This is a genomic window from Cupriavidus sp., from assembly GCF_057315035.1.
In genome coordinates, this window is sequence record NZ_DBHKYV010000004.1 from 219,817 (window position 1) to 234,053 (window position 14,237).

Here is a 14,237-nt window from a genome sequence, read left to right on the forward strand (position 1 = left end):
GTTGTGGGACTATTCCCCCGATTGCGCCGAGCCGATCCCTGCCATATGTTGCACGACTTCCGAGAGATAGTCGTCTGCCATATTTCGCTCGCATAGGGCGGCGTACAGGTTTTCGATGTACTCGGCATTGCTCCCGAACACGCCGGAAGCGGCTGCCGCGAATCGGGCTACCGTCGCAACGGACGTGTCAGCCTCATACAGAGGCTGATCGGGATTTGCAACGAAGGCGATAGCGACGACGGTCTTGCCGTTTGCCAGTTCGAGAGTCTCCCAGGTCGGCAGATAGACGCCACTGCCCATTTCCCTGGCCCAAAGCAGGCGCAATTCACTCAACGCAATCGTGTCAGGCAAGCGATATGCCACGCCGTGTGTCTGCTCGCCACGCTCCAGGCCGAGTACCCGGCCCGGTTTGTCTGGTGTGCCGCGGGCCGATATGGTTCGGATGCAAAACGTACGTCGCCACCCGCGCAGGCAGGCATCCTGTTGTTCTTCAAACGAGATCAGCGGATTCCAGATGAGCGAGCCGTAGGCGAAGATCCACAGTCCCTCAGGCGGCCTTGATTCCAGGAGTTGCTGTAGCGATGTCTCAAGCTCTGCATCGGTCCAGGACAGATGCGCTGGCATGGCCAGTCGATCGCGCAGGCTGCCGTCAGCCAGGATGGATCGCGTGAGGTTTGTCATTCCGAGCTTGCTCCGGGTTACCGTTTGATTGAATTCTTGTTGGATCGAGAGCGTGCACGCTCAGTGTTACTCCGACATCCCTGCCTCGGCCGGTGCCGCGGACGACTGATCCGCTAACCCAGCCTCGAGGTCCACGCCTGCCATGCCTGCGTTGATCTGGTTAAGAAAATGGACCAGTGACACCTTGTCATCGAATCGGAAGTTCATGAGCGCTTGGCGGTAGAACTCATAGATCTTGGGTTGAAGGCTTGCCCAGTAGGCTCGTCCCTGCGGCCTCAGCACCACCTTCTTCGCGCGCCGATCGACCGTGTCCGCGACACGCGCAACGTGATCCTCTCGTTCCAGGCGCTTGAGCACGCCGTCAAGGCTTTGCCGGCTGACCACAAGGTATTCGGCCAGATCTGAAAACGACATGCCATCGGCCACCTGCGGCCGAGACAGCGCGCCAAGTACCGACCACTGCACCGTAGTGATGCCCAAATGCTTGATGGTTTGCCGATCGAGCGTGTTTCCCGCCTGGAAGAGCCTGAAAAACAGGCGGTTATGCACGGACGAGACGGATTCGTCGTAGGAGGGATCGAATTTGGTCATTTGGCTCTATCAGCTCTGTAGGCGGGCGGCGCAATGCGTGGACGACATTCTAAGGCGTGATCGATCCGACCAACTCGACTGGTGGGTGATGAACACTGCGCATGTCCCTATCTATGACATGTAGATTGCATGATAGACCATTTGTTTCGGGGTTTTTACGTAAAAGTATGTCATGTACTTGACGTAGTTGTGGGCCGTGCCTATATTCACGCCATACACATCAGAAAACACCGAGGACCCCATGGAGACGCTCGACAAGATCCTGACGCCGCTCACAATCGGCCGTCATGTCATTCCTAACCGGATGGTGATGGGCGCGATGCATACGCGCCTTGAGACCCTGGATCGCCCGCATGAGCGGCTCGCCGCCTTCTACGCGGCGCGTGCCCAGGGAGAGATCGGGCTGATCCTCAGCGGAGGCTTTTCGCCGAATCCGGAAGGCGTGATGGAGGAAGGTGGCCCACTTCTTAACAGCGTCGACCAGCTCGACGAGCATCGAGCGGTGACGTCGGCGGTTCATCAGGCCGGCGGAAAGATCGTGCTGCAGATCCTTCACGCCGGGCGCTACGCCAAAGTGCCGGAATGCGTCGCCCCCTCGCCGGGCAAGGCTCGCATCAATACCTTCTCGCCGACCGAATTGACCACCGGGGATGTGTACCGGACGATCGATGACTTCGCGCATACCGCGGCGCTTGCCATCGAGGCGGGCTATGACGGCGTGGAGATCATGGGTTCCGAGGGCTACCTGATCAACGAATTCACTGCTGCGCCGACGAATCGCCGTACGGACGAGTTCGGAGGCAGCTTCGATGGCCGCATTCGCTTTCCACTTGAGGTGGTACGTGTAGTCCGCGAGCGCATCGGCGCGGACCCGATGCTGATCTACCGTATCTCGTCTATCGATCTGGTCGAGGGCGGAATGACCGGTGAGGAGGTCGCCGAGTTTGCGCGGCAGGTCGAAGCCGTCGGTGCGGATCTGATCAACACGGGCGTCGGCTGGCACGAGTCCGCTGTGCCGACCATTGCGGCGACAGTGCCGCGCGCCGCCTGGAGCGATGCGGTGCGTAACGTGAAGCAGGCGGTCCGCATCCCGGTGATGGCGTCCAACCGCATCAATGCGCCGGACGTTGCGGAGCAGGTGATTGGCTCGGGCATTGCCGATCTGGTTTCCATGGCGCGCCCGCTGCTTGCCGATCCCGACTTTGCCAAGAAGACGCGACTCGGGCTGACCGATGAAATCAACACCTGTATCGCCTGCAATCAGGCATGCCTGGACCGGATCTTTACCGAGCGCACGGCTACTTGCCTCGTAAATCCGCGCGCCGGCCGCGAGATCGAGTTTCCGATTGGCGTTGTTGCAGCGCCGAAGCGCATTGCGGTTGTCGGAGGCGGACCGGCAGGGATGGCATTCGCGATCAATGCCGCCGAACGTGGACACGATGTCACGCTCTTCGAAGTTGACTCCGAACTTGGTGGTCAACTGAACCTTGCCAAGCAGGTGCCGGGCAAGGCCGAGTTTCACGAGATGCTGCGCTACTTCCGCGTGCGCCTGCAAAAGCTGAACGTGACCCTCAGGCTCGGCGAAGCGGCGACGCCCCGTTCATTGGGATTCGGCAACTTCAATGAAATCGTCCTGGCTACGGGCGTATCCCCGCGGATTCCGGATTTCCCGGGTGTTGACCATCCCAAGGCGGTGTCCTACATCGACGTGCTGAGGGGCAAGGTTGTTCCGGGGCAACGTGTTGCAATTATTGGCGCTGGCGGCATCGGGTTTGACGTGGCCGAATTCCTGCTCGGCGATGCGGAAGAGTCGCTGGATCCGCAAGCGTTCTTCCGCGCATGGGGCGTTGCACCAACCAGCCCGACACCCGGCGGTCTGGCCGACGCCGCCGAAGCGCCGACACCGCGGCGCGCAGTATTCATGTTCCAGCGTAAGGATGAATCCCTGGGCAAGCGTCTCGGGAAATCCACTGGTTGGATCCTGAAGGCGAAGTTGCGTCGCGCCAATGTCGCCATGACCGCTGGTGCCACCTACGACGCCATCACCGATGAAGGTCTGCACTACACGGTTCAAGGAAAGGCACACGTGCTGCCAGTCGACCACGTCGTACTTTGCGCGGGTCAGAACTCCAACCGCACGCTGTTCGATGCGCTCGTGGCGCGCGGCTTGAAGCCCCGCCTGATCGGCGGCGCCGATGTGGCCAGCGAACTCGATGCCTTGCGCGCGATCGACCAGGCTACCCGACTTGCTGTTTCCATCTGAACCGCCTGTATTCCCGGAGGAGACATCCGTGCGGACAAAATATGACCTGGGCCTCGAACGGTGTGAGGCAAACTTCCAGCCGCTGACGCCATTGAGTTTCCTGAGGCGGGCTGCGGATGTATTTCCGAATCGCCCGGCGGTCGTCTATCAGGATCGTTGCTATACGTGGCAGCAGTACGCCGAGCGCTGCCATGCGCTGGCGCGAGCAGTAATCGCGGCGGGCATTCAGCGGGGCGATACAGTCTCGATCATCGCGCCCAATATCCCTGAAATGCTCGAAGCGCATTTCGGCGTACCGATGTCTGGCGCGGTGCTGAACTGCATCAATATCCGACTCGACGCTGCGGCGGTTGCGTTCATCCTTCAGCATTCCGAGACGCGCCTGCTGCTGGTCGACAGTCAGTTTGCGGCGGTAACACGCGAAGCGATCCGGCTGGCGGATCTCGACATACCAGTAATAGACATCCTGGATCCAGCATCCGGCTTTGAAGAGCGGGTTGGGTCCATGGATTACGAGGCCTTCGTAGCTGCGGCGCCCCAGGATCTTGAGTTGCGCTTTCCGGCCGATGAGTGGGATGCCATTGCGTTGAACTACACCTCGGGGACCACCGGTAACCCGAAAGGCGTGGTCTACCACCATCGCGGCGCCTATCTGAACGCGCTTGGCCAGTCCATCAATGCGGAGATGCCCGGAACCAATCCGGTGTACCTGTGGACTCTGCCGCTATTCCATTGCAATGGCTGGTGTTTCGCCTGGGCGTTGGCTGCCATGGGCGGCACCAGCATCTGCCTGCGTAAGGTCGTGGCGGACGATATCTATCAGGCCATCGGCACCTATGGCGTGACGCATCTTTGTTGCGCACCGACTGTGCTGGATTTCCTGGTTGATGGGAAGCCGCATGACTGGAACAAGCCGCCGCGCCCGATTCGCATCATGTGCGCCGGGGCGTCTCCGCCGAGCGCCGTGCTGCGCAGGATCTCGGCGCTCGGCTTCTCGCTATTGCACGTTTATGGCATGACCGAGATGCACGGTGTCAACACCCTTTGCCAACTGCAGCCCGAATGGGAGTCTGAAGGTGAGGACGGCTACTTCTCGCATCTCTCGCGGCAAGGTGTACGCAGCGCCGTGATGGAGGACATGGCCGTAGTCAACGCGGCATTCACACCGGTTCCACGTGACGGCTTGACGATGGGCGAAGTCATGTTTCGTGGAAATCTCGCCATGAAGGGCTACCTCAAGAACCCCGATGCGACTGCCGAAGCGTTCTCCGGTGGCTGGTACCACACCGGTGACCTGGCGGTTGTGCATCCCGATGGTTATATCGAAGTCAAGGATCGGGCCAAGGACATCATCATCTCCGGAGGCGAGAACATTTCCTCCCTCGAGGTCGAGGAAGTTCTTTACACCCATCCGGCAGTGCAGAGCGTTGCGGTGGTCGCCGTGCCCGACGCCATGTGGGGCGAGGTTCCCTGCGCGTTGGTCGTGGGGTAGCCTGAGTTCGTGGGCACGCTGAGCGCGGAGGAGGTCGGGCGTTTCTGCCGTGGGCGGTTACCGGGATTCAAGACGCCCCGCCATATCGTGTTCGAGACATTGCCCCGCACGGCAACCGGAAAACTTCAGAAATTCGTTCTGCGCAAGCTTGCGGCCGACGCCGTCTCGCGCATGACCCAATAAAGATCTACCCAGGAGGAAGCAGTATGCGTGGTCTGAAAGACAAAGTCGTCGTTATCACCGGCGCCGCTGGCGGCATTGGCAAGGCACTGTGCCAGCGCTTTTGCGAAGAAGGTGCTCGCGTCGTGGCAGTGGACGTCAACGCCGATGCACTCGAGCAACTCGGTGCGTCGCTCAAGGACAGCGGCTCGCGTGTGACCGCAGTGAAGCTCGATATCACCGACCACGGTGCCGTCAAACAAGCCATCGACACGATCGCCGAAGAGCTCGGCGGGATCGACGCGCTGGTCAACAACGCCGGCTGGGACGTGGCTGCACAGTTCATGGAGACGACACCCGAATTCTGGAACAAGGTGATTGCCATCAACCTGATTGGCCCGCTCAATCTCCATCACGCGGTGCTGCCGTGGATGGTCAAGGCCAAGCAGGGCAAGATTATCAACATCTCCTCCGATGCCGGCCGGGTTGGGTCGTCGGGTGAGTCGGTCTATTCCGCATGCAAAGGCGGCGTTATCGCCTTCAGCAAGACCATTGCTCGCGAATGCGCCCGCAACAATATCAATGTCAACGTCGTCTGCCCCGGCCCCACCGATACGGCGCTGCTGCAGTCGTTCCTCGGGGAGGGTGAGTTTGGCCAGAAGATCTACGAAGGCCTCAAGCGCGCCATTCCGCTGAAGCGACTTGGCCAGCCCGCGGATATCCCGGGCATGGTCGGCTTCCTCGCAAGCGACGACGCCAACTTCATCACCGGACAGGTTATCAGCGTGTCCGGCGGTCTCACCATGCACGGCTAAGACAGGTACTTACCATGAGCGAATATACCGACATTCTGTATGAAGTACGCGAAGGCGTGGCCCGCATCACCATCAATCGGCCGCAGAAATACAACGCCTTCCGTGGCAAGACTTGCGACGAGCTGATTGACGCGCTCAATGCCGCGTCGTGGGACAAATCGGTCGGCGTAGTGGTCCTCACCGGCGCAGGCGACAAGGCATTCTGCACCGGGGGCGACCAATCGGCGCATGACGGTGGCTACGACGGCCGTGGCGTGATTGGTCTGCCAGTTGAAGAACTGCAAGGCATGATCCGCGAGTGCCCGAAGCCGGTCATCGCCCGGGTCAATGGCTTCGCCATTGGTGGCGGCAATGTGCTGGTCACGTGTTGCGACCTGGCCATTGCTTCGGAGTCCGCCCAACTGGGCCAGGTTGGCCCGAAGGTCGGCTCGGTTGATCCCGGCTTCGGAACGGCGCTGCTGGCACGGGTGGTGGGCGAGAAGCGAGCTCGCGAGATCTGGTTCCTTTGCCGCCGATACACGGCATCCGAAGCCCTCGCCATGGGGTTGGTCAATGCCGTCGTACCGCACGACCAACTCGACGCCGAAGTGGACAAATGGTGCCAGGAGATCCTGGCCATGAGCCCCACCGCACTGGCAATTGCCAAACGTTCCTTCAATGCCGATACCGATTCCATTCGGGGCATTGGCGGGCTGGGCATGCAGGCGCTTGCACTCTACTACCAATCGGCAGAGTCGCAGGAAGGTGTGCATGCCTTCCTGGAGAAGCGAAAGCCTCGATTCCGTGATGTCTACGCAGGCAAGCGCGCCGAACCCGGCGGAGAGCAGGCATGACGATCAGCCTCCGTTTCGATGGCGAAGTTGCCGTGCTGACGATCGATCGGCCGGCGGCGCTCAATGCGCTGAACTTCGACATGCTCAAGGCGCTGACGCGCCACGTCGACGATATCGAGCAGTATCACGCTCGCGGCGTGGTGGTGGTCGGTGCCGGTGAGCGGGCGTTCTGCGCGGGGGCTGACATCAGCGAACTGCAAGACCGTTCCCCGCGTGAGCATTTTGACAGTGCGGTGTTTGGGCAGGTGGCGTTCTCGAAGCTGGCGGCGTTGAGCATGCCAAGTGTTGCGGTGATTCGCGGTGCGGCACTTGGAGGGGGGCTGGAGCTGGCAATGTCCTGTACTTACCGTATTGCGTTGGCCGGCGCCAAGCTTGGTCTACCCGAAATCAAGCTTGGATTGATTCCCGGGTATGGCGGCACGCAACGGCTGCCCCGCTTGATCGGCACTGAACGCGCGCTCGAAATGATCACCAGCGGGCGTACGCTGGGTGCCTACGATGCGTTGCAGGCCGGACTGGTGGACCGGCTCGTCGAGGAAGGAGATCCGGTCTCGATCGGCAAGGCATTCCTGGCTGAGCGTGCCGAGGGGCGACCTTCCGCGGTACACCTTGCCAGAGAGGCGGTTCTGGCGGCATCAAGGATGGATCTGGACGCCGGATTGCGTGCCGAGGCCGAACTGTTCTCGCGGGCCGTGCGCACTGCCGATGCACGCGAAGGCATCCAGGCATTCCTGGCAAAGCGCGCGCCAGAGTTCACCGGCAAGTAAAGCAGGCTGGGAGAAGGAGCTTCTCTCCGACATCACGACGGAGTGGGCTCCTTCTCGTCTCTTTGCTGTTACGCCTTCCGTGCCGCCGTCCGCTGCACGCATTCTCGTTCTACTTCCCGAAAACCAGAAACATATCCCGACCGTCAATAAATGGTGGCGGGGCAGGAGACCATTCATGTCGGCTTCGGACCAGTACCGCGCCAAACTACGTTCCCCGCACGAGGCGATCGATCTCGTGCGGAACGGCGATGTCATCGTCGTGTCGACAGGCGCCGCAGAGCCGCCTGCTTTGCTGGGGGCTCTGTCCGATCGACGGCGAGAGCTCCATGGCGTTACCGTGGCTCAAATGCTGCCGATGCGAAAGTATGGCTACTTCGATCCGCAGACCTCGGCACATGTGCGGCATGTCGGGCCGTTCCTGGGGGCGGCATCGCGACAGGGCGCCCAGCAGGGGTGGATTGATACGTTGGCCTGTAACTTCTCGGAACTACCCAGGTATTTCCGGGACGGACTGACGCCGGTCGAAGTCGTGTTCTGCCTGGCCTCCCCCATGGACGAGCATGGATACTTCTCGCTCGGCCTGGGTGCGGACTATACGATGGCCGCCATCGAAAAGGCGCGAGCGGTTGTGCTTGAAGTCAACCCGAACGTTCCGTACTCGTATGGCCAATGCCAGATCCACGTGTCGAAGGTCGCTGCCCTGGTGGAGAGCGAGACGCCGATCATCGAGGCGGCCATGCCAGCAATCGGCCCCGTCCAGGAAGCGATTGGTCGTCATGTCGCCAGTTTGATCGAGGATGGTTCGACGCTGCAGATCGGCTATGGGGGGATTCCCGATGCGGTGGCGCTACAACTGCGCGACAAGCGTGATCTCGGCATTCACACTGAATTGATGGGTGATGCGCTGCTTTCGTTGGTCGAGTGTGGCGCAGTGACGAATGCCAGAAAGAACTTCCTGGCTGGAAAATCCATCGCGACGATCGCGGTAGGCTCGGCGCGCCTATACCGCTTCATGGATCGAAATCCCGCGTTCGAAATGCATCCCTCGGACTTTACCAATGACCCGTGGTTGGCCGGGCAGAATGATAACTTCGTGGCGGTCAATGCGACGTTGCAGATTGACCTGTCAGGGCAGTGCGGTTCCGAGTCGCTTGGCGTGGTTCCCTACTCGGGCAGTGGTGGGCAGGCAGATTTTGTGCGCGCAGCAAACCGTTCGAAGGGTGGCAAGTCCATCATCGTGTTGCCTTCGACGGCGAAGAATGACACGGTATCCCGAATCGCGCCGGTTCTTGATCCTGGTGCCCTGGTGACAACCAGCAAGAACGATGTGAATTACGTGGTGACGGAGTACGGCATCGCTCAATTGCGTGGAAAATCCATGAGGGAGCGTGCGCGGGAGTTGATCGCTGTTGCACACCCGGCGTTCCGTGAGGAACTGGAAGCGCATGTTGGACGGCTGTTGCGTTAGGAAGATACTCGCCTGACAAACTCTAAGCACTGTGGGCCGCAGTCGTGCACCACAGTGCTTTTTTTCTTCTACGCCCGTCGGACTGTCAGGCAGACACCGGCTGCGGTCAGTGCCATGCCAATGACCGTAGGCATCGAGATGGGTTCGGAGAACATGACCCAGGCGAGAATGGCGGTGGTTGGCGGGACGAGATAGAAGAGACTGCTCACTGAGGTCGCCGCCCCACGCTGGATAAGCACATAGAGCAGGGAACTGCCGCCAATGGTCAGGCCCAATACCGACCAGCCCATTGCGCCAATCAACTCGATATTGAGCTCCCCGCCTTGAGAGGTCCAGTGGAATGACCCGGGCTCCAGAAGCGCGAAGGGCAGTGTGACCGTGAACGCGGCGATCAGTTGCAGCAGGTTCGCGGTACGCACATCGCAGGCCTCGACGAATCTTTTCTGATAGAGCGTGCCGCTGGTGATGGCGAATAGCGAAATGACCGTGCAAGTCAGCGTGAATGCGCTGACTTCGCCCACGTGCAGTTTCTGCCATACCACGAGTAGCAGCCCTGCGAGCCCCATTGCCAGTCCGAGCCATTGGGCGCCACGGAGCCGGGCTCCACGAGTCGACACCCACAATGCGGTCAGAACCGGTTGAAGCCCCACGATCAGCGCGGTGAGGCCGGCACCCATGCCAGCCTTGACTGCAGACCACACGCCAGCAAGATAGATGCCATTGATAAGCGTGCCGACTACAAACAGGTGAAGCCATTGACGGCGCGTTTTCGGCCACGGGGCTCGCGATACAGTCGCCCATAACAGGAAGCAACCAACGGATAACGCGTAGCGCAGCGCAAGAAACTTCATGGGCGGCGCATGGGGCATGCCATATCTGGCGACGATGAAGCCGGTACTCCAGATAAACACGAAGGCGGCGGGAGCAAGCGCAAGGGAGAGAGACGGAGCTTGCAGGGATCGGCTCTTGGGACTTGTCATGGCGCGATTTGCTGAAGGTGGGGAGTGAGCCGGCCGCAGGGCGGCCGGCCCGCCGTTTTAGAGCCCGAGCCCGCGGCCGATCACTTCCTTCATGATTTCGGTCGTGCCACCATAAATGCGGCTGATGCGGGCATCCGCCCACGCGCGCGAGATCGGTTGCTCGGTCAGGTAGCCCCAGCCGCCGTGGAATTGCAGGCACGCATCCAGGGCGCGGCCCTGCAGTTCGGTGCACCACCATTTGGCCTTTGCTGCGTCCGCGGCATCGAGTTCGCCGGTATTGAAGGCAACAACGCAAGCATCGACGAATGCCTGCGCGACGTCAACTTCGGTCGCAATCTCGGCAAGGCGGAACTTGGTATTCTGAAAATCTCCGATCGGTTTGCCAAACGCCTGGCGTTGCTTCACCCACGACAAGGTCCATTCCAGCGCGGCACGCGCGGCAGCGACCCCATAGGAAGCCATCGAGAGCCGTTCGGCAGGGAGGTTCTGCATCAGGTGTACGAAGCCCTTGCCTTCCTCACCAAGCAGGTTGGCTACGGGAACGCGTACGTCCTTGAAGTGCCACTCAGCGGTATCCTGGGCGTTCAGGCCGATCTTCTTGAGATTGCGCCCGTACTCGAGACCTTCCATGCCTCGCTCAAGCACCAGCAGGCTGATGCCCTTGTGGCGCTCTGACGGATCGGTCTTGGCCGCGACGATCAGCAGGTCGCCGTTGATGCCGTTGCTGATCAGGGTTTTCGTGCCATTGACCACGTAATAGTCGCCATCGCGAATCGCCGTGGTTGTCATCGAAGCCAGATCGGAGCCTAGTGCCGGTTCGGTCATGCCGATGGCAGTAATCACCTCACCGCTGGCTACGCCGGGAAGCCAGCGGGATTTCTGCTCGTCCGTTGCAAGATTGAGCAGGTACGGTGTGCAGATGTCGGTGTGAAGCGTCAGACCAAGTCCAACCGCCGCGAAGCCTGCCGTGGCAAGCTCCTCGCCCAGTACGAGGTTGTATCGGAAGTCGCGTGTTCCGCGTCCGCCGTACTGCTTCGGAATACTGGTATCGAACAGGCCAGCCGCGCCGGCGCGTGCGAAGAGCTCGCGCGGCACAATGCCGGCTGCCGTCCATTCGTCGTTGTGCGGCGCCACATGCTCGGCAATAAAGGTACGAACGGTCTGACGGAATGCTTCGTGTTCTGCGTTGTAAACGGTGCGTTTCATGTCTCTCTCGGTGATCGGTTCAGTTTTCAGTTGCCGGTGAAGTTCGGCTGACGTTTTTCGGTAAAGGCGTTGACACCTTCCTGGTAGTCCTGACTCCAGCCAAGTTCGCGGATTGAGGTGGCTTCCATCGATAGCTGTTGCTCGAGGGTGTGCACGGCTGCAGCGAGCATCAGTTGGCGGGTGCGGACCATTGCCTTGGTCGGCATCTGCGCAATTCGCTGAACGAGCGCGTCAATGCGAACGCCGAACTCCGTGTCGTCGATCACATCCCAGATCAGTCCCCATTCCGCCGCCTTCTCGGCGGGCAGCTTGTCTGCGAAGAGCGCCAGCCCCATCGCGCGGGCAATGCCGACACGATGCGTCAGGAACCACGTGCTCCCGGTGTCCGGGGACAAACCAATTCTGGAGAACGCCTGCAGGAAGTACGCGGACCGCGCTGCCACGACGACATCGCATGCCAGCGCCAGCGATGCCCCACCACCGGCAGCCAGACCGTTCACAGCGGCAACTGTCGGGATGGGCAGGTTCTGTAGCTTCATTACCAGTGGCTTGAAATGGCGCTCCACGAGATTGCCGATATCGGGCAGCTTCCCGTCAACAATCTGCATGGCCGGATCAGCCAGATCCTGGCCTGCGCAGAACGCGCGTCCCTCGCCAGTCAGCACCAGCACGCGAATCGTCGGATCGTTGGCGATCTGATCGACGGCGCTGTGGAGCTCGATCATCGTGGCTTCGTCGAGGCTGTTCAGCTTGTCCGGCCGGGCCAGCGCGATGCGCGCCTGGGCGCCATCCGTCGTGACCTTGATGTTTTCAAACTTCATGGGTTGTCCCTCACGCATGGATTGGTGCGACGAGTAGTGCGGCGCCTGATCCGCTCTGGCGGACACGCCTGCCATCGATTCCCTCCCGTCTTGCCCGGACTATATGAGTCGCTCTTGAAAACGTCAAGAACATGACATAAAGTCGCTGTGCGATCAGGGTTTACGGCCTTAAATAAGCCGTATTCAAGATGAATAATGACATCATCTAGTCATAAATTCACAAATTTGGCCGCGGCATCCGCAGCGTGCCGAACCACACGGAGGAGACTCACAATGAGGCGTGTCGATGTACATGAGGTGGCGGATAACGCGACCTTCAACCCGTTCCATGCCAAGGTTCTCGCATGGTGTCTATTGGTCATCATCATTGACGGCTACGATATCGCGGTAGCCGGCGCAGCGCTGCCGTCGATCATGAAAGACATGGGCGTGACGCCAACGACGGCTGGCTTCATGGCGAGTTCAGCGCTTTTCGGGATGATGTTTGGGGCGATCTTTCTCGGCGCCCTGTCCGATCGAATCGGACGCAAGGCCACGATCTCGCTGTGCGTCTTCCTGTTCAGCGTGTTCACCGCAGCGGCTGGCCTGACCAGTGATCCCGTGACCTTCAGCGTGACGCGCTTCGTCGCTGGCCTCGGGATTGGCGGTGTCATGCCGAACATCGTTGCGCAAATGACCGAGTATTCGCCACGGCGGATCCGTAGTTTCATGACGACCGTGATGTTCTCTGGCTATGCGATCGGGGGCATCCTGGCGGCGGTCATCGGCAAGCAGTTCATTGCGGAGTTTGGCTGGCAGATCGTATTCTTCGCCGCCGGCGTGCCAGTGCTGCTGATTCCGTTCATCCTGAAGTCGATGCCGGAGTCCCTGTCCTTTCTGGCAGCTCAGGCTGATCAGGCGAAGTTGCGTCAGGTTGTCACCCGGCTTGACCCGTCGGCCGCGTATTCAGCGAACGATACCTTCGCCACGGCGCATCAGGCGACAGGTACCAGCGTTCCGGTTGCGAAACTGTTCCAGGATGGCCGAGGCTTTAGCACCGTGATGTTCTGGATCGCCTTCTTTACCGGGCTGTTCATGATCTATGCCCTCAGCACGTGGCTGACGAAACTGATGGCGATGTCCGGATATAGCCTCGGATCGGCGCTCAGCTTCGTGATTGCCCTGAACCTGGGCGCGGTGGTCGGCGCGATTGGCGGTGGCTGGCTGGCGGACCGTTTCCATATCAAGTGGGTATTGGTCCTGATGTACGGCTTGGGGGCGGTCTTTCTTTACCTCATGACGTTCAAGACCTCCACTGAAGTGCTGTACCTGATCATCGGCGCGGTCGGGGCTTGCACAACAGGGGCGCAGATCGTGGCCTACGCGTACAGCGGACAGTTCTATCCGGGCCCAGTGCGATCCACGGGCGTGGGGATGGCTTCGGGAATTGGCAGGCTTGGCGCAATCGCGGCGCCGATGCTGATCGGCCTGATTGTCTCGCTCAAGCTGCCGCTGCAGCAGAATTTCCTGGTGATTGGTGCGGCAGGACTGGTTGGCGCGCTGGCGCTGGCCTGTATCAACCACAGTCGCTCCGCATCGAACAGCACACAAGCAACCGGGCAGGCTTCAGCGGCGCCTTCCGCTCAGGCAAACACTTGATACGGTGATATCAGGGGCGCTCACCTCCAACGCGGAGGAGGCGCTCCATTCGACCTTGGCTTTCGCAGGGAATGACAACGTCGCGGAAGCCGCGAAACATGGATGCCGATGAGTTCCGAGGGTGCCTCGAGTTCGGGAGAGCTTGCGAAGTTTCGAAATTGCAAGGAACGCCGGAAAGTTGGCGTTGGGGAAATGCTGCAGCACATACGTGCGGCATCTCGCATGGTTCGACAACAGGCAAGGGAGGGGGCGGCCGATCCGCGCGTCACCGAGATGCTGCACTTCAGTCGCCTGCTATCGATGGCAATCCGGCAGGCATCGGCCTTCGACATCGCCGTAGTGCTTGGTAGCGCGGCCGAACTGCAATGGTATCCAGATGACCGTGCGCTCGATCTATGCACGAAAGCTGTCGAGGGCGCTGGAAATGCCGCGTTCCGCGCAGTGGTCTGGACGGTACGGCATCGGCGGGAACAAGGCACGCCGCATGCCAGGCGCTTTGTTGTACCAGACGTAAGGTAGGTTC

The 14,237-nt window shown here is 60.5% G+C and carries 13 protein-coding genes; 8 read left to right on the forward strand and 5 right to left on the reverse strand.

Features of this window, described 5'->3' with window-relative positions; genetic code table 11:
- Positions 1–9 precede the first annotated feature (9 nt).
- Positions 10–624, reverse strand: a complete 615-nt coding sequence (locus ACO550_RS09520; RefSeq protein WP_485994678.1) for a gamma-glutamylcyclotransferase — start codon at positions 622–624, stop codon at positions 10–12.
- A 123-nt stretch (positions 625–747) separates the two neighbouring features.
- Positions 748–1,272, reverse strand: coding sequence for a MarR family transcriptional regulator (locus ACO550_RS09525; RefSeq protein WP_315595185.1), 525 nt, complete (start codon positions 1,270–1,272; stop codon positions 748–750).
- Positions 1,273–1,513: 241 nt separating this feature from the next.
- Between ACO550_RS09525 and ACO550_RS09530 the strand changes: the two genes are divergently transcribed.
- The 6 genes from ACO550_RS09530 (at position 1,514) to ACO550_RS09555 (ending at position 9,069) form a co-directional block, all read left to right on the forward strand.
- Entirely contained in the window at positions 1,514–3,535 is a 2,022-nt protein-coding gene (locus tag ACO550_RS09530; protein WP_315595186.1) for an oxidoreductase, read from the forward strand.
- A 28-nt stretch (positions 3,536–3,563) separates the two neighbouring features.
- The gene (locus ACO550_RS09535; RefSeq protein ID WP_485994680.1) at positions 3,564–5,027 is read left to right on the forward strand and encodes an AMP-binding protein; all 1,464 of its coding nucleotides are present in this window, start codon (positions 3,564–3,566) and stop codon (positions 5,025–5,027) included.
- Between the two features lie 206 nt (positions 5,028–5,233).
- Positions 5,234–6,001: a glucose 1-dehydrogenase gene (locus ACO550_RS09540; RefSeq protein WP_315595188.1), complete on the forward strand. Its 768-nt coding sequence runs from the start codon at positions 5,234–5,236 to the stop codon at positions 5,999–6,001.
- A 14-nt stretch (positions 6,002–6,015) separates the two neighbouring features.
- Positions 6,016–6,834: a 2-ketocyclohexanecarboxyl-CoA hydrolase gene (badI, locus tag ACO550_RS09545; protein WP_315595189.1), complete on the forward strand. Its 819-nt coding sequence runs from the start codon at positions 6,016–6,018 to the stop codon at positions 6,832–6,834.
- Positions 6,831–7,601: an enoyl-CoA hydratase/isomerase family protein gene (locus tag ACO550_RS09550; RefSeq protein WP_315595190.1), complete on the forward strand. Its 771-nt coding sequence runs from the start codon at positions 6,831–6,833 to the stop codon at positions 7,599–7,601. Before badI ends, ACO550_RS09550 begins: the two co-directional genes overlap by 4 nt.
- A gap of 175 nt (positions 7,602–7,776) precedes the next feature.
- Positions 7,777–9,069 carry an acetyl-CoA hydrolase/transferase family protein gene (locus tag ACO550_RS09555; protein ID WP_315595191.1) on the forward strand — a complete coding sequence of 431 codons (1,293 nt, stop codon included), beginning with the start codon at positions 7,777–7,779 and terminating at the stop codon, positions 9,067–9,069.
- Positions 9,070–9,137: 68 nt separating this feature from the next.
- On the opposite strand, the gene ACO550_RS09560 is transcribed toward ACO550_RS09555, so the two are convergent.
- The 3 genes from ACO550_RS09560 to ACO550_RS09570 are packed head-to-tail and all read right to left on the reverse strand — an operon-like array spanning position 9,138 to position 12,076.
- Positions 9,138–10,049: a DMT family transporter gene (locus ACO550_RS09560; RefSeq protein ID WP_315595192.1), complete on the reverse strand. Its 912-nt coding sequence runs from the start codon at positions 10,047–10,049 to the stop codon at positions 9,138–9,140.
- 57 nt (positions 10,050–10,106) lie between these two features.
- Positions 10,107–11,255, reverse strand: a complete 1,149-nt coding sequence (locus tag ACO550_RS09565; RefSeq protein ID WP_315595193.1) for an acyl-CoA dehydrogenase family protein — start codon at positions 11,253–11,255, stop codon at positions 10,107–10,109.
- A 26-nt stretch (positions 11,256–11,281) separates the two neighbouring features.
- Positions 11,282–12,076 (reverse strand): enoyl-CoA hydratase-related protein, encoded by a 795-nt coding sequence (locus tag ACO550_RS09570; RefSeq protein ID WP_315595194.1) that lies wholly within the window; start codon positions 12,074–12,076, stop codon positions 11,282–11,284.
- Between the two features lie 273 nt (positions 12,077–12,349).
- On the opposite strand from ACO550_RS09570, the gene ACO550_RS09575 reads away from it, so the two are divergent.
- Entirely contained in the window at positions 12,350–13,714 is a 1,365-nt protein-coding gene (locus ACO550_RS09575) for an MFS transporter (protein ID WP_315595195.1), read from the forward strand.
- 222 nt (positions 13,715–13,936) lie between these two features.
- Entirely contained in the window at positions 13,937–14,233 is a 297-nt protein-coding gene (locus tag ACO550_RS09580; RefSeq protein WP_315595196.1) for a hypothetical protein, read from the forward strand.
- The last annotated feature ends 4 nt before the right edge of the window (positions 14,234–14,237 follow it).

What these genes read in the sequence shown, in the direction of transcription:
- ACO550_RS09520 (WP_485994678.1), bottom strand. Translation starts at nt 624, where the DNA reads ATGCCAGCGCATCTGTCCTGGACCGATGCAGAGCTTGAGACATCGCTA.
- ACO550_RS09525 (WP_315595185.1), bottom strand. Translation starts at nt 1,272, where the DNA reads ATGACCAAATTCGATCCCTCCTACGACGAATCCGTCTCGTCCGTGCAT.
- ACO550_RS09530 (WP_315595186.1), top strand. Translation starts at nt 1,514, where the DNA reads ATGGAGACGCTCGACAAGATCCTGACGCCGCTCACAATCGGCCGTCAT.
- ACO550_RS09540 (WP_315595188.1), top strand. Translation starts at nt 5,234, where the DNA reads ATGCGTGGTCTGAAAGACAAAGTCGTCGTTATCACCGGCGCCGCTGGC.
- badI (WP_315595189.1), top strand. Translation starts at nt 6,016, where the DNA reads ATGAGCGAATATACCGACATTCTGTATGAAGTACGCGAAGGCGTGGCC.
- ACO550_RS09550 (WP_315595190.1), top strand. Translation starts at nt 6,831, where the DNA reads ATGACGATCAGCCTCCGTTTCGATGGCGAAGTTGCCGTGCTGACGATC.
- ACO550_RS09555 (WP_315595191.1), top strand. Translation starts at nt 7,777, where the DNA reads ATGTCGGCTTCGGACCAGTACCGCGCCAAACTACGTTCCCCGCACGAG.
- ACO550_RS09560 (WP_315595192.1), bottom strand. Translation starts at nt 10,049, where the DNA reads ATGACAAGTCCCAAGAGCCGATCCCTGCAAGCTCCGTCTCTCTCCCTT.
- ACO550_RS09565 (WP_315595193.1), bottom strand. Translation starts at nt 11,255, where the DNA reads ATGAAACGCACCGTTTACAACGCAGAACACGAAGCATTCCGTCAGACC.
- ACO550_RS09570 (WP_315595194.1), bottom strand. Translation starts at nt 12,076, where the DNA reads ATGAAGTTTGAAAACATCAAGGTCACGACGGATGGCGCCCAGGCGCGC.
- ACO550_RS09575 (WP_315595195.1), top strand. Translation starts at nt 12,350, where the DNA reads ATGAGGCGTGTCGATGTACATGAGGTGGCGGATAACGCGACCTTCAAC.
- ACO550_RS09580 (WP_315595196.1), top strand. Translation starts at nt 13,937, where the DNA reads ATGGTTCGACAACAGGCAAGGGAGGGGGCGGCCGATCCGCGCGTCACC.